We start from the raw sequence: 19,573 nt of genomic DNA on the forward strand, positions 1-19,573 counted from the left end.
AGTGAGGGAAATAGAATAGATATTTATATGGAACGATAGTACTTATTTATCTAGTTAAGTATTTAGTAAGGTCCCCACTCAATATTCACCCCAACAATAAGAAAAACAAGTCCAATGATAAACCAAATGAGTGCAAGTGGAGCCATGAAACGAATCCATTTTCCATAAGAAATCCCGCTTGCTGCGAGAACGCCCATTAAAACACCGGAAGTTGGATTTAAGCAGTTTACTACACCTTCTCCGAGCATAACAGCCTGTACTGTAACTTGGCGTGTAATGTGCATGAAATCAGCTAATGGAGCTAATATCGGAATAAAAATAACCGATTCTCCTGTCCCGGATGAAATAAGGAAATGTAATGCAGCACTACTTACGTACATACCGATAACGCCAAATACAGGGCTTTGTCCTTCAAGAGACTGTGCGAGCTGGTTAACGATAGTATCAAGTAATTTGCCCTGTTCTAAAATGACTGAAATACAGCGAGCCATTCCGACAATTAAAGCACCATAGATAAGGTTTTGGCAGCCAGTTAGAAAAGTAGAAGCGATATCGTTTGCTTTCATGCCACCTATTATTCCGGCTGTAATTGCTATGAAAATAAAAGTAGCGGTCATTTCTGCGTCCGTCCAATGCAGACGAAAAGCGCCTATTAAAAATGCAATTAATGATAAAGCTGAAACGAGTAAAATTAATTTATGACGTATCGTCCAAGGAACTTCCTTTTTCTCTGCTTCTTTTTCGCTTGAAAGAGCGTTACTTGGAAACCAGTTGTCGCCAAGGATGCTTCCTTTATTCGATTTTTTCAAGCGCTTTACATACCAATTTATATATAGAATGGTAGCAAGTAAAAAAGATATATAGATTGCGGTGCGTAAACCAATCCCGGAAAACATCGGAAGTTCTGCGATCTTTTGTGAAATGCCTAAAGGTGAGGGAGATAAAATAGTAGCATTAAAACCAGCATAAGTGCCTAAATAAATAATTGCTACACCGACGATAGCGTCCCATTTTAACGTGCGGGCAACGATGATGCCGATAGGGATAAAACCGATAACTGAGTTAACGATAATGCCAGTCGTTCCAAGAATAGAAAAAAGTGCGGCAACGATACAAATGAAAAGTAATTGCTGATTACGAAATTTGTTAATAACATGATAGATTAAACCGTCAAGAGCACCTGTTTTTTCAAGAATTGCAATGGCTCCACCTGTAAATAAAATTAGAAAGATAATAGGGGCAGCAAGTGTCATTCCTTTTTCAATAGCGGTAAAAAAAGAAACAAATCCTACGGGTGATTGCGGAACAGAATGATAGCTACCTGGTATTGTCGTTGTAACGGTCCCGTTTGTAACCCTTTTAAATTCTCCAGCAGGAACGAAATAAGTAGCAATGGCGCAAAGTAAGGCAATAAAAAATAGTAGTACGTACGCATCAGGCATTTTAAACTTTTGTTTACTAGGTTGTTTTTTTGCCTCAGTTTGTATTTGCATAAAATCCCTCCTTCTTCACTTGGTTAATTTTTAATATTCTGAATTTAATCTGTGAAATAGATTATAATAAAGGTAGCTTCTTAAGGCAATAGTTTTTGTATCCTTTTCCCGCACGTACAAATTATTGCAATATTAGACAGGGAAACGATAATAAGCCAAGAATATGTTATGTAGAAAGAAAAAGGAAAAGAGGGAACAAGATGTGGAAAACTACTGATCTATGTGATGAATTTGAAAAGGAATTACAAATATGTCGCCAGTCTTTTCGGTCTTTTGGGAAGAAAGAACAATTCCACGGGAAAATTGCAACTGTAAAAGTGAAAGATGATAATGTACTAGTGAAGGAAGGATTGCAAACATTACCAGAAGGAACAGTATTAGTTGTTGATGGCGGAGCGTCTACGAATTGTGCGTTACTTGGTGATAATTTGGCAGCTATTGCGGAAGAAAGAAAGCTAGCAGGAATTATTGTGAATGGGTATGTTCGTGATTCTAGTGAACTAAAGAATATTAATATTGGTATTTTAGCGTTAGGAACGATGCCAAATAGAAGTGTGAAAGAAGGAAAAGGAGAACGAAATATTTCATTGCACTTTGGACAAGTGGATTGGAATCCAAATGAATATGTCTATGCGGATGAAGATGGCGTCATTATTAGTGAAAAGAGTTTACATCGTTAAGAGTTAATAAGTTATTATTCTTAGAAAATAAATCCGATAAAGCATGGACAAAATTCTTTGTCAATAGTAAAATAATACAGAAATTTAAAATTTACAGAATGTATAGGTTTATCGTTTTACGATAACTTAAATGGAAGTAAGTTGTGCCAAGAAAAGTGAATGTTATCACAATGATACGTTCATAAACAAAATTATTTTTCCTATACAAATATAGCCGCGAATAATGCGGGTAGGAGGTGTTGTACATTTTTGTTCGACACTTACAAAAAGAGAGTGTCAATCGCACGCCCTTGAAGGGCCTTTTTTTGTGTAAATGGTAGTAAGGGAGGAAATTTTGGGATGGCAATGTTGAAAAAGTGGCTGCTTACGTCGTTAATGGCAGTGACACTTGTATTTGTTTCTTTTGCGAATACAGTACATATTACGTTTGCTGAAGAAAATACAGCAAAACTTGCAATTATTGGGGAATCACAAAAGGGCATTATGTTATGTCCGAAAGAAGAGCAAATTAAAGATGGGGAAACAGCTTTAAGTTTGCTGCAAAAGGTCATGGGGGACAAAGTAGAATCTGAAACGATGTCGTTTGGAACATATGTAAAAGGAATCGATGGTTTAATGGCCGGGGCTACAAGTGCTTGGCTATATGATGTAAATGATAAGTCTGCAGAAGTCGGAGCAGATAGTTATAAATTAAAATCTGGAGATGTTGTTGTCTTTCGCTTTGTTTCAGACTGGAGCAATATAAGCCAGGAAACATTGAAAGAAACGTTAGATAAGTTCGGGACGTGTAAAACAGAAGAAACTAACGGTGGCAAACCCGAAGAACCAAAGACGGATGATCCAAAACAAGAAAAACCAGAAGAATCGAAGACGGATGATCCAAAACAAGAAAAACCAGAAGAACCAAAGACGAATGATCCAAAACAAGAAAAACCAGAGGGTACAAAAATAAATGATGAAAAACCAGAACAACCAAAGCAAGAGAACATTCAAGATCCAAGTGCACAATTAAACGAAGCCATTTCTAAAACATCAGATAAGATGTTACAAGATGGAATTGAAAGTGACTGGGTAGCTGTAGCGCTTTCTCGTTTTGGAAAGAATGTGCCAATTGAGGCAAAATTAAATTATGTTAAGTCAGTAACTGAAAAAGTAGAAAAGCGCATTAATCGTTTTTCAGCGACAGATTTAGCTAGAACAATTATTATGATGAATGCAATGAGTGCAGACCCTAAAAATGTAGGTGGGCATAATTTAGTTCAAAAATTGTATGAGTCAGATAAAGTGAATTCTGTTACAGGTTATGCATTTGCTTTACTTGCATTTGATACGAAGAAGTATGAGATTCCAGTTGAATCAAAATGGAACAGAGTTGCTTTAGTTGAAGCACTGTTAAATAATCAGCATACAGACGGTGGATGGACTTATAATAGTTCAGGTAGTAAAGATAGTGCTAGTAGCGTTGATGTAACAGGTATGGTTTTATCAGCATTAGCTCCTTATCAAGAGCGATCAGATGTGAAACCAGCTATACAAAAAGCTGTTGCATATTTATATAACGAACAGCTGCAAAATGGTGGTTTTTCAGCTGATGGACAAGAAAATTCAAATAGTACTGCGCAAGCAATTATTGGATTATCGCTTGTTAAAGATGTAGATCAAAATCGTCTTCATAAGGCAATGCAAAACCTATTATCATATCAACTTTCAAATGGTGAATTTAAATGGTTACCAAGTGATCAAAATGGTAACGGAATGGCTACAGAACAGGCTCTTTTAGCATTACTTCAATTTAAGGAAATGGGAAAATCTATTTATGATTGGTCTAATGTAGACGCTGGTAATGTAATTAAGCCAAAACCGATTGAAGAGCCAGAAAAGGTCGTTGAACCAGAAAATAATGTAGTAGAAAAAGAAGTTACTGAAGAACCGAAAGAACAAAAACAAGTACAACAAGAAACAAAAGATGAAAATCTAAAAGTAGTTGTAGATAACGAACCGGTTAAGAATAAAAAAATCGGAAACGGTAACAGTCTACCAAAAACAGGAGCATCTTCTCATAGTGCAGCAACAGAAGTAGGTATGGGTGTATTATGTATTGCTTCTGCATATGTATTATGGAGACGTAAAGCAGCTTAACAAAAAATTAGGAGCAATTATTTGCTCCTAATTTTCGTATGAAAGGTGAGAGATAGGATGAGTAAGGTGAAATGGTTCATTTCTTTACTGCTTTCGCTCGGGCTACTTGCCGGATGTGAAGAGGCAGCTGTAAAGCCTGAAAAGAAGGTAGAACCAAAGCAAGAAGAGGTAGCGAAACAAGAAGAACAAAAAGATGAAGCGAAGCCAGAAGAAAAAGCAGAAGAAAAGCAAGCTGAATCAGAGCAAAAGCAGCAAGAAGAACAGAAAGAGAAACAAGAACAAAAAGTAGAAGAGAAGCCGAAAGAGGAAAAGCCGCAGGCACAACCAGAGGTAAAGAAAGAAGAGAAACAACAGGAACAACCGAAAGAGCAACCTGCTGTAAATAAGCAACCAGAGCAGCAACAAGTACAAGAAGAGAAACAACAACCGAAAGCACCAGAAGTAAAAGAAGAAGCAAAGGTTGTGAACCAGCCGAAAGAAACACCGAAGCAGGAGCAAAAAGTTGATCCGAATAAAGCGGAGAAAACGATACCGACTCCGGCAGTACCAAAACCTGAACCACCAAAAACAGATCCAGTACCAGTACCGAAACCACAAGCAAAACAAGTAACAATCTCGGTAAAAGGAAATAACGGATATATAATGGGTGCGAAAAAGATGGATGTACAAGATGGCGATACTGTGTATAAAGTATTACAACGTACAGGATTAGATGTTGATGCAAGCGGATCTAGAGATAGTATTTATGTAAAAGGTATTAATGATTTATATGAAAAAGATATTACGGATACTAGTGGATGGAAATATCGTGTGAACGGTGCTTTTCCAAACCATAGTGCTGGTGTAGCTACGGTAAAACCAGGAGATACAATTGAGTGGGTATACGTATTACAATAAGAAAGGCATTCGGTAAAGGGCTATGAAAATAAGTTTTTCTTCTTTACATCCTTTTGTGAATTTTTTCTATTATATCGGGGTGATGATACTATGTACGATGTGTCTTCATCCTCTTTTTTTAATTGGAGCAATAGTATTAATTATTATGTTAAATGTGATGCAAGGAAATAGCGAAAAGATAAGAAAGATGTTACCGAGCACAATTGTTTTCTTTTTTATGGTAATTTTATTTAATTCGTTATTAACGCATAGAGGTCGAACTACGTTATTTTGGTTAGGTGATAGCCGTATTAAGCTTGAGGCGATTATGTTTGGAATAGTAATGGGGTTATTACTAGTTGCAGTTATGTTTACGTTTGCGTCATACAATGATATTATTTCCAGTCATAAATTTTTATATTTGTTTTCAAGAATTTCACCGAAAGTTGCATTGTTAACGATGATTACAGTGAGATTTGTTCCTTTGTTTATAAGACGATTAAAGAAAATCACACTCGTCCAAAAAACGAAAGGTGTGCAGGTAGATTCAGGTTCGATAATTGAACGCGTCAAAAATGGTATGCAATTGCTGCAAGTATTATTAATTTGTTCATTAGAAGATGCACTGCAAACGGCAGATTCTATGCAAGCTCGTGGATTTGGTGTAACGAAGCGTACGACGTATATTCGCTATAGAATGGAAAGGCGCGATTGGTATACGCTCAATTATTTAATCATTTTATTTATAGCTGCTATTGTATGTAGTAATTATGGCGGAGGAAAATTAATTATTTATCCGAAAGTCGAATCTATTTTCTTCCAGCAATACGATGGGATGATGTTTGTTGTATTTACGATGTTTATTAGTTTACCAATCATAATGGAAGGGAGAGAATGGATATGGTGGCGCATGCAGAAATAAACAATTTATCATTTGTATATGCTGATGAAAATGGAAAAGCGTTACAGCATATTTCTCTTTCTGTTCAAAAAGGTGAGTTTATTGCACTTGCTGGAGGATCGGGATCTGGGAAGACGACGTTATTAAAACATTTTAAAAAGGAGTTACTTCCAATTGGTACGCGTTCTGGAGAGATATTTTATGAGGGTGTTTTAATAGAGGAAGTAGCTGATTTGTTATCTGCCCAAGAAATTGGGATGGTATTTCAAAACCCAGAAAACCAGATTGTTATGGATACAGTGATTCAAGAATTAGCATTTTCTTTAGAAAATATCGGATTACCATCACATATTATTCAAAAAAGAATAGCAGAGCTTATTAGCTTTTTAGGATTTCAAGATTTATTGCATCAATCTGTTCATACGTTATCTGGTGGGCAGAAGCAGCTTGTCAATTTAGCTGCGGTATTAGTTATGCAGCCGAAATTGCTATTATTAGATGAACCGACAGCGCAGTTAGATCCAATCGCTGCAAAAGAGTTTTTAGGATTATTAAAACGGATTAATGAAGAACTTGGAATTACGATTATTTTAAGTGAACATCGTTTAGATGAAGTTATCCCGCTTGCAACACGCGTTGTTTGTATGGATAATGGCCGTATTAAGTATGATGGTAGTCCTAAAATTGTTATTACGGATATGTGGGGAGTAGAAACATTCCGTCCATTTATTCCGCAAATTCCAAGGCTATTTTTAGAGTGGAATGTGAGAGATATTCCGTTTACAGTGCGAGAGGCGCAAATGAAAATGAATGATTTTGCAGCGATATCATATGTAAATGACCCAATAGCACAAAGTGAAAAGCAAGAGGTAATTTTAAGCGCAGAGCATATTTCGTTCCAATATGAAAAAAATAGTCCGCTTATTTTACGTGATTTATCAGTTTCGATTGAAAAAGGAAAATGGGTAGCGCTCGTTGGGAAGAACGGTACAGGTAAGTCTACACTGTTAACGATTTTAGCAGGATTACAAAAAGCGAGAAGAGGAAAAGTAAAGTGGAACGGAAAAGTGGTACATAAAATCGATTCGAAAGAACGGTTTAAAAGTATTGGGTATGTATCGCAGCATCCGTATTACCATTTTACATTTGATACAGTATGGGACGAGGTTTATGAACGTGCGCGTGAATTATATGGAGAACAAGGAAAAGAAATAGCAGAAGATACGCTAAAACAGTTTTGGTTGTACTCGCTTAAAGAACGCCATCCGCATGATTGTAGCGGAGGAGAGCAACAATTACTTGCGTTATGTACGACGTTATTATCAAAGCCAACGATATTATTACTTGATGAACCGACAAAGGGATTGGATCCATGGAAGAAAGAAAGAGTAGGAGAACTATTTAGGAAGCTGCAAAAAGAAGGTACAACAATTGTAATGGCAACGCACGATATTGAGTTTGCAGCGAAATACGTGGATCAATGTATGATGTTATTTGATGGAACAGTCATTATGAATGATGCACCGAAAGAATTTTTTAGCGGCAACTTCTTTTATACAACATCTATTAATCGATTCATTCGAAAAGAATTGCCATATGCATTAACATGGGAGGATGTGTACGAAGCGTGTCCAAACGATATGTTGCATTCATAATATGTATTTTTGCAGTAATAATCGGCACATTGCTTTTTACGACACTTGTCATGGACGGTTATTACATGTTAAGTAGTTTGTTTCTATTAGCGGTTATTATGTTACCTTTCTATATCCGTTTTGAAAGAAAGGCGTTTGTTTCACGTGAAATTGTTCTCGTTGCTGTATTAGCGGCAATTGCAGCAGTAAGCCGGGTGCCATTTTCTATTTTACCAAGTGTACAACCAACTTCTTTTGTCATTATCGTTTCTGCAATTGTATTTGGAAGTGAAACTGGTTTTATGATTGGTGCTACAGCAGCAATCGTATCTAATATTTTTTTAGGACAAGGTCCATGGACACCGTGGCAAATGTTTTCGTGGGGCATGATTGGTTTTATAGCAGGTTTACTTCGTAATACATTTTTTATGAAAAAGCTATGGGGGAGACTTCTTTACGGAGTAATTGTTGGCTTTTTATTTGGCTGGATTATGAATTTCTGGGGCCTTCTCGGTTTTATACGAGAAGCAACATGGGAAACTGTCATTTCGTATTATATCGCAAGTTTTTACTTTGATTTGAGCCATGCGATTTCGAATGTTATTTTCTTATTACTATTTAGTACTTCATGGATTACGATTCTTACAAGATTTAAAAAGAAATACGGTATATTAGATGAGCATAACGTGACATAGAAAAGCATACTCATATAAGGTAGGGTCGCGACTTACATATTCGTTTGCCTCTTTCATGCTTCTTACATAATGTAAGGAGCATTTTTTTGTCAAAAAATCGATTCAATATGCATCCGCTATTATATAAAATTATTTGTATAATTGTAGGTGAGAACTTTTTTCAAAAGGGAGGTGTATAGTTAATGAAGTTAGTTATTCCGAAGCAACATGGTGCATGGGCCATGCTTGTTATTCCTTTTTTATTAAGTGTCATACTTGGGAAACCTACTATTTATCATATTCCATTGTTTTTAGCGTGGTTCTTTATCTATTTAGCTACGTACCCATTTCTTACGTACATAAAGCAAAGACGAAAAAAAGAGTTTTTACAAGTTGCCATTATTTATTTTATTATTGCGTTCCTATTTGGGATGATTTCTTTATTATATGAGTGGCGAATTCTTTTATTCGTAATAGTAATGATTCCATTATTTATAGTGAATATGTATTACGCTCGTCAAAAAAATGAAAGAGCACTATTAAATGATATTTGTGCGATTATTGTGTTTTGTATCGGTGGGTTAATTAGTTATTCCTTTTCAATGAAGCAAATCGATCATACAGCATTATTCATTGCGCTTATTTCATTTTTATACTTTTTAGGTAGTACGTTCTATGTGAAAACGATGATTCGTGAAAAAAATAACCCGAAGTATCGTCTTATATCTTGGGGATATCATATCGTATTAACGATAATCATATTTGTGATCAATCCGTGGTGTTCTCTTATTTTTATACCAAGTGTCATTCGAGCAATTGTGTTGTATGGCAAAAAAATTTCTATTATAAAAGTAGGAATTTTAGAAATTGCTAATTCTGTATATTTTTTAATCATAACGGCAATAATTATGAAGTATGCCATTTGAAAAAACTTCCCATCAATTGATGGGAAGTTTTTAATCTTTTTCTAAAATGTGAACGGTGTACTCGCAACGTTGAATAGCTTGTTCAACAGCATAAAGTGATTGTTCAATACGAGCGCGATTAAAATCTTTTTCAACTGTTTCGAGCGCTTCTTCTAAACAATTTTTAGCTTCTTGTAATGATTGAAAAGAATCTTGTACATATCCGCGAGCATTTTGATGCATTTCATAATCCTCCTTGCATGTTCGTATATGGGTAGTATGAACAGTAAGGAAGAAAATATAATTTGTTATATTTATTATATTTGTTTGACAATTGAAGTGGAATTACGTATAGTAAGAATTAAGTGAATATTTTCTTATCCAGAGAGGTGGAGGGACTGGCCCAATGAAACCCAGCAACCGCGATGCAGGTGCTAATTCCAGCAGAACATATTTGTTCTGGGAGATAAGACGAAGATATATACGTAACTTCTTCTTATCGGAGAGGTTTTTTTATTGCAAAAAAACCGATTACGAAAATTTATATTAAGAAGAAAGGGGTTGCGCATTACTGTGACACTCGAAAAATACGTAAAACTGCGTAGTACAGTTTATGAATATATGATAGAGCAAGATAAGCCGATATCATTGTTAGATATTCAAGAACATATCGTTTCGCATCATGAAGGAAAATTCACGAAAAAGATGTTGCATCAATTTTATTTATCAAGATTATTAGACGAACTAAAACTGGATGGGAAAATTACATTAGCTGATGAATATCTCTATGCTGAAAAAGGGGTATTGTATAAGGCGAGAAAAGGGAGCTAAGCTCTCTTTTTTTCTTAAAATAACGGAGTATGTAGAGTAAAAGACTGCTAAAGCAGCCTGATACAGGGAATGGTGTTGAGTGTGTAGTGTCAAAAATTGAATGTGCCTGAAAGAGGCAATTCATATCGGCTGCAAATGAAAAGAGACACCTTCGCCGAATAGGTGTCAGTCGTTTTGTCACGTAGACTTGCTACTTAACAGTAATTAGAATAACATGCAGGATTTTTGAAGTCAAAAGGGAATTAAAGGAAGGGGTACAATTATGTACGCTTACTTATTAAAAGATATAACGAAATGAATCCCAAAGTACATTGTAGATAAGGGATATGAATATTATGAAGATGGGCATGTAGAAGATGTTGAAATACAAGATAAAAAAGTGTTTGCTTTCGTTACTGGAAATGCAGGGAATTATGAAGTAGTTATCGATCTCGAAGATTTTTCAGAAAGTAACTGTGAGTGTCCCTATGGAAATTATTGTGAACATATGGTGGCAGTTGTTTATGATATGCAAGGTGCTGGTGAGAGTGCAGTTAAAGAGAAACTGAAAGATTTAGAAAAAGAAGAGTTACTTATATTATTAAATCGATTGTTGCAAAGTTCGAAAAACGTACAAATTGTAGAGAAGTTATTAAAGAAGGAGAAACTTTAACGTATAGAGGGAGTTGTTTTGTAGTGAACGTACTAATTATATATGCTCATCCTAACCCTTCAAGTTTTAACGCGGCGATTTTCAATCATGTGCAAAAAGGACTACAGGAAACAAATCATTCAGTTACCGTACTTGATTTATACAAAGAACAATTTGATCCAGTCCTCGTATTTAATGAAGAGAAGAAAAGACGCGATTTAGTAAATGAAGAGGAAACAGCTCGGTATAGAACGTTAGTAGAAGAAGCAGATACACTTCTATTCATCTATCCAATATGGTGGTGGGGGATGCCAGCAATTTTAAAAGGATTTATCGATCGTATTTTCGTAGCTGGATTTGCTTATAAATATGAAGGGGCTCTGCCGAAAGGATTATTGCAAGGGAAAAAAGCATGGGTTATTAATACGTTAGACTCGCCTCTATGGTACGTCGCATTGTTATATCGATCAGCAGATTGGATTATGATGAAGAGAGGTATTTTACGTTTTTGTGGCATTCGCGATATAAAACGGTCAGTGTTTCAATCTGTGAAAACGAGTAAAGTATCAAAGCGTGAGAAATGGTTATTACAAATAGAAGAAAAGGCTCGTGCATTATGAATGAAGTCGATCGTATTATAAACTGTGTTCAGTATGATGGCGAACTTTTTCGGAAGTATGTTACGTGTTTACTTCAATTGAAAAAATGCAGCGAAACATTTCAGCAAATTCAAATAGAGTTAAGAAATGATTATTTAATAAGAGGAATTTGTGAAAGAGAAGTTGATCAGGTAGTAAGGGGAAGTAAAGAATATGAAACATATTTTCTTCCTAAAGCGTTACAGTGGAATTTTTTGAGGGAACATCCACACCTGATCGGAAAAATTTGCGAAGATTTTTTTGCATTTGAGTCATTACATCTTACGGAATCAGAGTGGGAGAAGATTATAAATTGCGTGGGAAATAAGTGATTTATTATGTAAAAAAGCTAGTATAAAACTAGCTTTTTGTTTAAATAAATAAGAAACATAGACTAATGATAAAACCCGCATATAGTAAGTTCACAACACAAAATCCCATAATGTCACGAGCACCTAAACCAGCTATCGCTAATGCTGGTAATGCCCAGAAAGGTTGAATTAAATTCGTCCAAGCATCGCCCCATGCAATTGCCATTGCTGTTTTTGCAGCAGGTACACCAAGTTCAGCGCCAGCTGGAATCATAATTGGTGCTTGCACAGCCCATTGACCGCCGCCAGATGGAACGAAAATGTTAACAATGCCAGCACTTAAAAATGTAAAGAGCGGAAAAGTCGTTTCATTTGAAATGCTAATAAAGAAATTAGAAATAGCTCCTCCAAGTGAAAGTCCTTCACTATTTGCTCCAATCATCATGCCCATAATTCCTGCGTAAAACGGAAATTGAAGTAAAATGCCAGAAGCACTTTTCGTAGAGTCTGAAAAAGCACGAATATACTGAATCGGAGTACGGTGGAAAATAAGACCTGCAATTAATAACATAAAAATCACGATATCGAGAGTAAGGTTAAAACCTTTCGTATAAAAGTAATTGAAAATATAAATGAGACCTAACAATCCAACGCAAAGTGTAATAATAATGCTATTTTCCATCTTTTCAGCGAACGTATTTTTTTCTACTTCTTGAGCAGCAGCTTCTTCATGGAACACGCTAGGATCTACTGTAATCGTATGTTTTTCGTCTGGATGCATCGCTTTATTAATGAGAGGCATCGTAATGAGAAAAATAATAACTGGAACGAGAGCGTATGGTGAGAATAACGTTTCTGTTATTGGAATCGCCTCTTTAATACTTCCAGCAGTCGTTTTAATTAACGTTTCACCGCCTGTTGCTAACGTAAGAGGGATAGAGGCAGAAAGACCGGCATGCCAAATGAGAAATCCAGAGTAAGAAGAGGCGATTGCTAGTCTATAATCTAATCCGTCCAGCTGCCTTGCCACTTCTTTTGCGTATAAAACAGATACAACAATTCCAAAGCCCCAGTTTATGTATGCACCGAGTAAACTTACAATTGAAATGGCAATAATGCCTTGTCCAGTTGTTTTTGGTAGTCTGGCAGCTTTCGTTAATCCTTTTTTAATAAGAGGAGCATTTGCTAAAGCAGATCCAGTCACGAGTACAAGTGCCATTTGCATAGAAAAGGCGAGGAGTCCCCAAATTCCATTACCCCAGTGATTAATCATTTCTACAGGTGTTTGGTGAGTCGCAAACATACCAAAGAAGATAACGAAAACAGTTAGTAAACATGATAAAATAAACGGTTCTGGCAAGAAGCGTTGCACTAAGGCGACGCAACCATTTGTAAAGGAACGAAACAAAATAGATCAACCTCCTTATGTATATGTATTACAATTATTCGAGGTTGTTTAGGAGATAACCTTCAATGTAAAGAAAATTCAGATATTTACAGAGTGGTAATTTATTGATAGATTGATATAGAGCCTCGTATCAAATTCTGCTTTTAATATACTAGAAGAAAAACGGTTGGAAATGGGGTAGCACTTATAGGGATAGTATAGAGAAAGGTTACTAGCTGGCTTCAAAGCAACTGTTGCAAACTGGTCAAAAAATAAAGTTCATCATCCCGGAAGAAACTTTATTTTCATCTATAGAAGAAATTTTCGACCAATATGAACAGACAATCTTTGTAAGGGAAGTGTTTTAATACATTCTCCAAAAGATGTGGATGTATAAGTTAAACGCTCAATTAAAATTGTAACCTGCTTATAAAATTTTCGATAGGTGTATTTTAGGTAATTGTTTTTTCAATCTTTTCTAATAACGAAAAGATAATTGGTATAGTAGTGTAAATAATGTACTGTAATGAAAAAGCTTCCACTACTGTGGAAGCTTTTCTAAATGATGTGCAATATCAATATACATATTTGAGTAAACCGAATGTATTTCATTACTTGGCGTTGCGTTAGAAGAGAAATGAACGATTACCATATTTGTTTTCGGATCGATGTAAAGTGTTTGTCCGTAACTACCTAACACTTCGAAAGCACCTTGTTCATTGTGCGGAATCCACCATTGATTATGATAAGAAATGGAAGCTCCAGGGGCAATTGCAAGTTCACCTTCTTGGACATTTTTTATATCTTTAGTAATAGAAGAAGGGAGAATTTGTTTTCCATTATATTCCCCGTTGTTTAATAGTAATTGCCCGAATCTCGCCATATCTCTAGCAGTTGCATTTAATCCAGCACTAGCTTGTTCTACTTTTGTTTCATCTGTAACGTAATACGCGTTTTCTTCCATACCAATTTGAGACCAAATTCGTTCGCTTACATTTTCAGCTAGTGATTTACCAGTAATAGTTCTAATAATCCAAGCGAGCGTTTCTGTTGATCCGTTATTGTAAGAAAAGGAAGAACCAGGCGGTGCAGTTTCTTCGGCTTCCCGTAACATATCATAAATTTTCATCGGACCGTCGTAATTTTTGCCGCGGGGTAAAATATTGCTAGCTAAATATAATTGTGCATCTTGATTTTCTAGCCCAGGTTGCTCATATCCATGAGTAGGATATTCAGCTGAAACTTGCATGTCCATTAATTGCTGAAGTGTGGCATTACCGAACGGTGTGTTTTTTAATTCTTTTATGTAAGTGTCAGCTGTTTTCTCTAAATCGATACGATTCTCTTCAGCGAGAGATTGTATAATTGCCCCGGTAAAGACTTTTGCTAATGATGCCATACCATGAGGTTCATTCTGTTTATACCCATTGAAATATCGTTCGTAAACAAGTTGTCCATTATGTACAACGACAAAAGCATCTGTTTTGTTATCATCTAAAAGTTTTTTTAGAGGAGTTGTATTTCCGAATCTACGCTCCACAGCAAAATCGTCTAAGTTTTGCAATGCGGAAGGGAAGTGAGCAATTTGGTCAGGATTGTTTTTTACGTCATTAACTAAAGTGAATTCTTTCATGTGTGTGTACGACCAACGTAAGTAAGGGTCATTTAACCAGTTTTCTTTTGTCACATTATGTTTTGATGGGGTCGTTTTATTTTGTTTGAAGTAAGTAAACCCAAGCCCTGTAATTACAAATATGAATGTTAGTATAAGTAAGAGTAGGGGAGATTTTTTTAGTTTCATATATGGCCCTCCTTTTTATTTCTACTATAAGTATACGCTCGGCTTGAAAGAAATACAAAATAAGGAAAGTAAACGGGGAAGTTTACTTTCCTTATTAACGTTAAGCGGAAATTTTTCCGTCTGTAGGTTGTTTCTTGAATTTTTGTTTTCGTCCGTGTAATCCATAATATAAAAGTAAAGTGAACGCAACGATAATAGCTGCGATAAAATACATATTATGATAACTGGATTTCGCTGCGACAATACCTAAAATGAAAGAACCAAAACCAATACCACTATCAAAGAATGAGAAATACGTAGCTGTCGCAGAACCACGTCTATGGTTTGGAGCGGCAGAAATCGCAATCGTTTGGAAACTCGGAATTAATGTCCCGTAACCTAAACCGATTAGCATACCTGCGCCAAGGAACCAAAATGAAGTTTGTGCTTGGCTTAATATGAACATTCCGATTGTGAAAATAATGATAGCAGGGTAAACGAGTACATTTTCACCGAAGCGATCAAAAATCTTTCCTGTAAATGGACGAGAAATGACAACAACAAGTGCGTATAAAATAAAGAAGTAACTTGCGATTTCACTTAAACCGAGTTCTTTCGCATAAATAGGAATAAAGGATAAAATACCACTATAAGAAAAGGCTAAAACAAATCCTGTAAGTGCAATCGGAATAGAAGATGGTTCGATTAAGTCTTTCCATTTCATTTTTTCACGTTTTTGTTTGCTAACAGGTGCTTCGTGCGGAATATCTACAAGTAGTCCTAATAAAAATGCAAGTAATGAAAATACGGAACAAACGATAAATAATACTGTAAACGAAAAATGAGAAATAATTGTTAAACCTAAAAAAGGACCAATTACCATCGGCAGACTCATAAATACGCCGAAATATGCAAGCGCTTCGCCTCGTCGATGAGCTGGCGCAACATCAGTTACAATCGTACCAGTAGCTGTCGTTGCCATCCCGAACCCAATACCGTGCAAGAAGCGAAGGGCAAGTAATAAGAATAAACTTTGCGCACCGAAATACATAACAGTAGCGGCTAAAAATAATGAAAGTGAAATAAATAATATTTTCTTTCTTCCTAAATCATCGAGCCATTTTCCTGTGAATGGTCTACATAAAACAGAAGAAATAAGAAACACAGTTGCAACTAAACCAATTTCCTCAGGTTTTCCTTTTAGGCCGTCTATGACATAGACAGGCAGAGTAGTCATAAGCATGTAAAATGTTAAGAAAAGAAATAGACTACTAAAACAAGTTCCGAGGAAATCCTTCGTCCAAAGTTTCTCACTTTGCATCGTCATCCCTCCAATTTAATCTAAATTTTTAATAATTTGTTGTAACACTTGAAATGCTTGATGTAAATCATCTTCATTAATACCTTCTAGCGTTTTTTCTTCGAAAGTATCAACTTCTTCTTGCCATACTGGAATCATCTTTATCGCTGTTTCGGATAAAGAAATGAGCTTCTCGCGGCGATCTTTACCTTCTGTACGAATAATCCATCCCATCGTTTCCATACGTGTTAACGTACGAGTCATCGTTGGTGATTCAACATTTAAATACTGGCACAATTCTGTTTGCGTACAAGAACCAGTTTGATTAATGCGGAAAATAACAGCCCATTGCGCACTAAATAACCCTGTTGGAGATACACGTTCATTAAATTTCTTCGTAAACTTTCGAGAAGTCTGGCTGACGATGTGAAAAAAATGTTGTTTTTCGTCCATGTATGTTGATCCTTTCAAATTAGTTACCTAGCTAACTATATACTTTTTTATAATAATTGTCTAGTAATAGACATGTTGATTTATGTAAAAAATTCTTATAGGTTTTATGTTGCGAACGTATATTCTACGTGCTATTCTTTAATTAAGTAAAGAATTTTCTTTCTATTAAATAGAATGGGGGAACTTGTGATGATTAAGCCTGCAACAATGGAGTTTGTTTCACTATCGAACGGAGAAACGATTGCATATCAGGAAGTTGGAAGGCGAAATACAGATATTCTTGTACTCATTCACGGGAACATGACATCGTCACAACATTGGGATTTAGTTATTGAAAAGTTGCAAGATCAATACCATATTTACGCTCTTGATTTAAGAGGGTTTGGACAATCAACGTATAATCAGTCGATAGATTCATTACAAGACTTTGCAGACGATGTAAAATTATTTATTGACGAGTTAAAGCTAGAGAAATTTTCATTAATGGGCTGGTCAATGGGTGGTGGCGTTGCGATGCAATTTACAGCGAATCACCCAACTTTTGTAGAAAAGTTAATTTTAGTAGAATCAGTAGGAATGAAAGGATACCCAATCTTTAAAAAAGATACGAATGGGCAGCCGATTGTATCAAGTTTAGTAAAGACGAAAGAAGAAATTGCGCAAGATCCAGTACAAATCGCTCCCGTATTAGATGCGATAAAAAATATGAACAAACTATATTACCGTACAGTATGGAATCTATTAATATATACACATAATCAACCTGAACCGGATCGTTATGAAAAGTATTTAGATGATATGTTAACGCAACGTAATTTCGTAGATGTGAATTATGCGCTCATTACATTTAATATTTCAGATGAACATAATGGGGTTGTAGAGGGAAGTAAACAAATTCATCGTATTAAAGCGCCAACACTCGTCATACAAGGTGATAGAGATTATGTCGTACCGCAAGTAGTCGGTGAGGAATTAGCGAAACATTTGCCAAATGCAGAGTTGAAGGTATTAGAAGATTGCGGACACTCGCCGTTTATTGATTGTTTAGATGTATTTATAAAACATGTAGAGGATTGGTTAGAACAGAAATAATCCCCGAAATGAGAAGTGTTGCATATACTATAACATTTGTATGTATAAGGGGAGATTATCAATGCATAAACCATCCTTAATCGCTTATTCGCCATATAATCATCATATCTATACAAAAATAATGATAGATCCGATGTATATGCAAGTTTCACCAGCTGTAGTTCCTTTACAAATGCAGCAGCCACTAACAGCTCATATGCAACATTACTTATATGGACCTTCATTTTATGAAAATCCATATTTTAAACACTTTCATTACAATGTGAAAGCGCAAGTTTGGGAAGGATAAGATAACAAGCTAAAAGGTTCATTCTTTTAGCTTGTTTTTTATTGCGAATATTCGTACACGCATTTGAAGAAACAGTTTATAATGAAAAGTGGAAGCGTGAGAAGGAGAGGGACAGAGGATGTCAATGCGTTTTACTTTTTGGATTATGGTTGGGATTGTAGCAATCTCGGGTTTGTCACAAGGAATGCTCTTACCGGCCATTGCAATGATTTTTGAACAAGAAGGGGTTAGTTCAAGTATTAATGGTATTCATGCGACGGCATTGTACATTGGAATATTAGTTATTTCGCCGTTTCTTGAAAAACCGATGCAAAGGTTTGGAATGAAGCCGATTATTGTTATAGGTGGGTTTCTCGTTATTATTTCATTATTCTTTTTTACACAAACATTTTCATTTTGGGTATGGTTTATCCTTAGATTTCTAGTTGGAGTTGGAGATCATATGCTTCATGTCGGAACACAAACATGGATCACGACAACATCAGACCCAAGTAAAATAGGGAGACAAGTATCGATATACGGTGTATTCTTCGGAATTGGTTTTGCCGTTGGTCCGTATTTAGCAAGCACTGTGCAGTACGGTCTTGCAACACCATTTATTATATCTACTATACTTTGTCTAATAGGTTGGCTTTTACTACTTCCAACAAAAAATGCATTCCCAGCGCAAGATGAAAGAGAAGCGAAGAGTGAATCATCATTTTCTCGTTATAAACAAGTTATTGGATTAGGATGGATTGCACTGCTGGGACCACTTGCATATGGCGTACTTGAAGCAATGTTAAACAGTAACTTACCAGTATACGCACTTCGTAAAGGGTGGTCTGTTTCAGATGTATCCTTCTTGTTACCAGCATTTGCAGTTGGGGGTATTATTACACAAATTCCGCTCGGTATATTAAGTGATAAATACGGAAGGGACCGTATATTAACTTGGACGTTTAGCATAAGTACGGGCATTTTTCTACTTGCCGCCGTATTTGATCAATATTACTGGATTGTCTTTGCCTGCATGCTTTTAGCGGGTATGGTTATTGGATCGTGCTTCTCTTTAGGGCTTGGATTTATGACTGACTTATTACCGAGACACTTACTACCGGCAGGTAATATATTATCCGGAATCGCTTTTAGTTTAGGAAGTATTATGGGACCTGTATTAGGCGGCGTATTTATAGAAAAAATACAGTATACAAGCTTTTTTATTGCGGTTATGATTATAATGGGAATTCTCGCAATGTTATATATGGTCTACATGAAAAATCAATTCGCATCAAGAAAAATAGAAAGTAGGTTAGGGCATGACAAAACAACCTAATAAAAAGAAATTTGAAGTACTTGAAAATGAAACAATTACAGACTGCTTAGCACGTATGGAACAAGAAGGCTACGCTCCGTCTCGTCGTATGGAAGAGCCAATCTTTCATGAAGTAAAGAAAGACGGCAAAACAGTAGTTGAGCCGTGCGGTAGGAAGATTGTTTTTGAAGGGAAATTGAAGTAATCCAATAACAAATTCTCTTTATAGTATAGAGCCATCCAATAGTGAACTGCACCCCAATTG

General features: G+C 35.9%; 21 protein-coding genes and 1 riboswitch. Of the genes, 15 read left to right on the forward strand and 6 right to left on the reverse strand.

Annotation, left to right across the window (positions count from 1 at the left end; all coding sequences use genetic code 11):
* Positions 1 to 62 precede the first annotated feature (62 nt).
* Positions 63 to 1,493 carry a YfcC family protein gene (locus tag DN401_RS05540; protein WP_001166974.1) on the reverse strand — a complete coding sequence of 477 codons (1,431 nt, stop codon included), beginning with the start codon at positions 1,491 to 1,493 and terminating at the stop codon, positions 63 to 65.
* Positions 1,494 to 1,693: 200 nt separating this feature from the next.
* Here DN401_RS05540 and rraA point away from each other — a divergent pair, with 200 nt between their 5' ends.
* The 7 genes from rraA to DN401_RS05575 all read left to right on the forward strand — a co-directional run bounded on the left by rraA (position 1,694) and on the right by DN401_RS05575 (position 9,323).
* Positions 1,694 to 2,173 carry a ribonuclease E activity regulator RraA gene (rraA, locus tag DN401_RS05545; protein ID WP_000266037.1) on the forward strand — a complete coding sequence of 160 codons (480 nt, stop codon included), beginning with the start codon at positions 1,694 to 1,696 and terminating at the stop codon, positions 2,171 to 2,173.
* Between the two features lie 339 nt (positions 2,174 to 2,512).
* Positions 2,513 to 4,312, forward strand: a complete 1,800-nt coding sequence (locus DN401_RS05550) for a DUF4430 domain-containing protein (RefSeq protein WP_149287624.1) — start codon at positions 2,513 to 2,515, stop codon at positions 4,310 to 4,312.
* Between the two features lie 57 nt (positions 4,313 to 4,369).
* Positions 4,370 to 5,209, forward strand: a complete 840-nt coding sequence (locus tag DN401_RS05555; protein WP_000048880.1) for a DUF4430 domain-containing protein — start codon at positions 4,370 to 4,372, stop codon at positions 5,207 to 5,209.
* Between the two features lie 22 nt (positions 5,210 to 5,231).
* On the forward strand, positions 5,232 to 6,110 hold the full coding sequence (locus DN401_RS05560) for an energy-coupling factor transporter transmembrane component T (RefSeq protein WP_002204741.1): 879 nt from the start codon (positions 5,232 to 5,234) through the stop codon (positions 6,108 to 6,110).
* A complete protein-coding gene (locus DN401_RS05565) occupies positions 6,083 to 7,744 on the forward strand; it encodes an ABC transporter ATP-binding protein (RefSeq protein WP_149287625.1) in 1,662 nt (553 codons plus the stop codon). The genes DN401_RS05560 and DN401_RS05565 overlap by 28 nt, the downstream gene beginning before the upstream one ends.
* Entirely contained in the window at positions 7,717 to 8,418 is a 702-nt protein-coding gene (locus DN401_RS05570) for an ECF transporter S component (protein WP_000044904.1), read from the forward strand. Before DN401_RS05565 ends, DN401_RS05570 begins: the two co-directional genes overlap by 28 nt.
* Before the next feature lie 182 nt (positions 8,419 to 8,600).
* Positions 8,601 to 9,323, forward strand: a complete 723-nt coding sequence (locus DN401_RS05575; RefSeq protein ID WP_000779983.1) for a YwiC-like family protein — start codon at positions 8,601 to 8,603, stop codon at positions 9,321 to 9,323.
* Between the two features lie 30 nt (positions 9,324 to 9,353).
* Here the strand turns inward: DN401_RS05575 and DN401_RS05580 are convergent, their stop codons facing one another.
* Complete coding sequence (locus DN401_RS05580; protein ID WP_000554032.1) at positions 9,354 to 9,545, reverse strand: hypothetical protein; 192 nt, start codon at positions 9,543 to 9,545, stop codon at positions 9,354 to 9,356.
* A gap of 131 nt (positions 9,546 to 9,676) precedes the next feature.
* A riboswitch (SAM riboswitch) is annotated at positions 9,677 to 9,775 on the forward strand.
* A 100-nt stretch (positions 9,776 to 9,875) separates the two neighbouring features.
* On the opposite strand from DN401_RS05580, the gene DN401_RS05585 reads away from it, so the two are divergent.
* From DN401_RS05585 to DN401_RS05600, 4 genes are all read left to right on the forward strand, one after another.
* Entirely contained in the window at positions 9,876 to 10,133 is a 258-nt protein-coding gene (locus tag DN401_RS05585) for a hypothetical protein (protein WP_000171476.1), read from the forward strand.
* A 298-nt stretch (positions 10,134 to 10,431) separates the two neighbouring features.
* Positions 10,432 to 10,785 carry an SWIM zinc finger family protein gene (locus tag DN401_RS05590; protein WP_232305177.1) on the forward strand — a complete coding sequence of 118 codons (354 nt, stop codon included), beginning with the start codon at positions 10,432 to 10,434 and terminating at the stop codon, positions 10,783 to 10,785.
* A gap of 23 nt (positions 10,786 to 10,808) precedes the next feature.
* Positions 10,809 to 11,384: an NAD(P)H-dependent oxidoreductase gene (locus DN401_RS05595; protein ID WP_001101572.1), complete on the forward strand. Its 576-nt coding sequence runs from the start codon at positions 10,809 to 10,811 to the stop codon at positions 11,382 to 11,384.
* Positions 11,381 to 11,734, forward strand: a complete 354-nt coding sequence (locus DN401_RS05600; RefSeq protein ID WP_001006479.1) for a hypothetical protein — start codon at positions 11,381 to 11,383, stop codon at positions 11,732 to 11,734. Before DN401_RS05595 ends, DN401_RS05600 begins: the two co-directional genes overlap by 4 nt.
* 40 nt (positions 11,735 to 11,774) lie before the next feature.
* On the opposite strand, the gene DN401_RS05605 is transcribed toward DN401_RS05600, so the two are convergent.
* The 4 genes from DN401_RS05605 to DN401_RS05620 all read right to left on the reverse strand — a co-directional run bounded on the left by DN401_RS05605 (position 11,775) and on the right by DN401_RS05620 (position 16,633).
* Positions 11,775 to 13,121 (reverse strand): short-chain fatty acid transporter, encoded by a 1,347-nt coding sequence (locus DN401_RS05605; RefSeq protein ID WP_000490030.1) that lies wholly within the window; start codon positions 13,119 to 13,121, stop codon positions 11,775 to 11,777.
* A gap of 520 nt (positions 13,122 to 13,641) precedes the next feature.
* A complete protein-coding gene (locus tag DN401_RS05610; RefSeq protein ID WP_060851914.1) occupies positions 13,642 to 14,901 on the reverse strand; it encodes a serine hydrolase domain-containing protein in 1,260 nt (419 codons plus the stop codon).
* A gap of 100 nt (positions 14,902 to 15,001) precedes the next feature.
* Complete coding sequence (locus DN401_RS05615; RefSeq protein ID WP_001190318.1) at positions 15,002 to 16,201, reverse strand: MFS transporter; 1,200 nt, start codon at positions 16,199 to 16,201, stop codon at positions 15,002 to 15,004.
* Between the two features lie 15 nt (positions 16,202 to 16,216).
* Positions 16,217 to 16,633, reverse strand: coding sequence for a MarR family winged helix-turn-helix transcriptional regulator (locus DN401_RS05620; protein ID WP_000343680.1), 417 nt, complete (start codon positions 16,631 to 16,633; stop codon positions 16,217 to 16,219).
* Positions 16,634 to 16,822: 189 nt separating this feature from the next.
* On the opposite strand from DN401_RS05620, the gene phaZ reads away from it, so the two are divergent.
* The 4 genes from phaZ to DN401_RS05640 all read left to right on the forward strand — a co-directional run bounded on the left by phaZ (position 16,823) and on the right by DN401_RS05640 (position 19,513).
* Positions 16,823 to 17,725 carry an intracellular short-chain-length polyhydroxyalkanoate depolymerase gene (gene phaZ, locus DN401_RS05625; protein WP_000594877.1) on the forward strand — a complete coding sequence of 301 codons (903 nt, stop codon included), beginning with the start codon at positions 16,823 to 16,825 and terminating at the stop codon, positions 17,723 to 17,725.
* Positions 17,726 to 17,786: 61 nt separating this feature from the next.
* Positions 17,787 to 18,014 carry a hypothetical protein gene (locus DN401_RS05630; protein ID WP_000549500.1) on the forward strand — a complete coding sequence of 76 codons (228 nt, stop codon included), beginning with the start codon at positions 17,787 to 17,789 and terminating at the stop codon, positions 18,012 to 18,014.
* Positions 18,015 to 18,132: 118 nt separating this feature from the next.
* On the forward strand, positions 18,133 to 19,329 hold the full coding sequence (locus DN401_RS05635) for an MFS transporter (RefSeq protein ID WP_098213255.1): 1,197 nt from the start codon (positions 18,133 to 18,135) through the stop codon (positions 19,327 to 19,329).
* A complete protein-coding gene (locus DN401_RS05640) occupies positions 19,313 to 19,513 on the forward strand; it encodes an NETI motif-containing protein (protein ID WP_000166303.1) in 201 nt (66 codons plus the stop codon). Before DN401_RS05635 ends, DN401_RS05640 begins: the two co-directional genes overlap by 17 nt.
* Positions 19,514 to 19,573 lie beyond the last annotated feature (60 nt).

Origin of the sequence: Bacillus sp. BF2-3 (assembly GCF_008368795.1) — a bacterium.
Classification (GTDB): Bacteria; Bacillota; Bacilli; order Bacillales; family Bacillaceae_G; genus Bacillus_A; species Bacillus_A cereus.

Excerpts from the sequence above, each read along its gene's own strand:
- DN401_RS05540 (WP_001166974.1), bottom strand. The coding sequence starts at position 1,493 with ATGCAAATACAAACTGAGGCAAAAAAACAACCTAGTAAACAAAAGTTT.
- rraA (WP_000266037.1), top strand. The coding sequence starts at position 1,694 with ATGTGGAAAACTACTGATCTATGTGATGAATTTGAAAAGGAATTACAA.
- DN401_RS05550 (WP_149287624.1), top strand. The coding sequence starts at position 2,513 with ATGGCAATGTTGAAAAAGTGGCTGCTTACGTCGTTAATGGCAGTGACA.
- DN401_RS05555 (WP_000048880.1), top strand. The coding sequence starts at position 4,370 with ATGAGTAAGGTGAAATGGTTCATTTCTTTACTGCTTTCGCTCGGGCTA.
- DN401_RS05560 (WP_002204741.1), top strand. The coding sequence starts at position 5,232 with ATGAAAATAAGTTTTTCTTCTTTACATCCTTTTGTGAATTTTTTCTAT.
- DN401_RS05565 (WP_149287625.1), top strand. The coding sequence starts at position 6,083 with ATGGATATGGTGGCGCATGCAGAAATAAACAATTTATCATTTGTATAT.
- DN401_RS05575 (WP_000779983.1), top strand. The coding sequence starts at position 8,601 with ATGAAGTTAGTTATTCCGAAGCAACATGGTGCATGGGCCATGCTTGTT.
- DN401_RS05580 (WP_000554032.1), bottom strand. The coding sequence starts at position 9,545 with ATGCATCAAAATGCTCGCGGATATGTACAAGATTCTTTTCAATCATTA.
- DN401_RS05600 (WP_001006479.1), top strand. The coding sequence starts at position 11,381 with ATGAATGAAGTCGATCGTATTATAAACTGTGTTCAGTATGATGGCGAA.
- DN401_RS05610 (WP_060851914.1), bottom strand. The coding sequence starts at position 14,901 with ATGAAACTAAAAAAATCTCCCCTACTCTTACTTATACTAACATTCATA.
- DN401_RS05615 (WP_001190318.1), bottom strand. The coding sequence starts at position 16,201 with ATGCAAAGTGAGAAACTTTGGACGAAGGATTTCCTCGGAACTTGTTTT.
- DN401_RS05620 (WP_000343680.1), bottom strand. The coding sequence starts at position 16,633 with ATGGACGAAAAACAACATTTTTTTCACATCGTCAGCCAGACTTCTCGA.
- phaZ (WP_000594877.1), top strand. The coding sequence starts at position 16,823 with ATGATTAAGCCTGCAACAATGGAGTTTGTTTCACTATCGAACGGAGAA.
- DN401_RS05630 (WP_000549500.1), top strand. The coding sequence starts at position 17,787 with ATGCATAAACCATCCTTAATCGCTTATTCGCCATATAATCATCATATC.
- DN401_RS05635 (WP_098213255.1), top strand. The coding sequence starts at position 18,133 with ATGTCAATGCGTTTTACTTTTTGGATTATGGTTGGGATTGTAGCAATC.
- DN401_RS05640 (WP_000166303.1), top strand. The coding sequence starts at position 19,313 with ATGACAAAACAACCTAATAAAAAGAAATTTGAAGTACTTGAAAATGAA.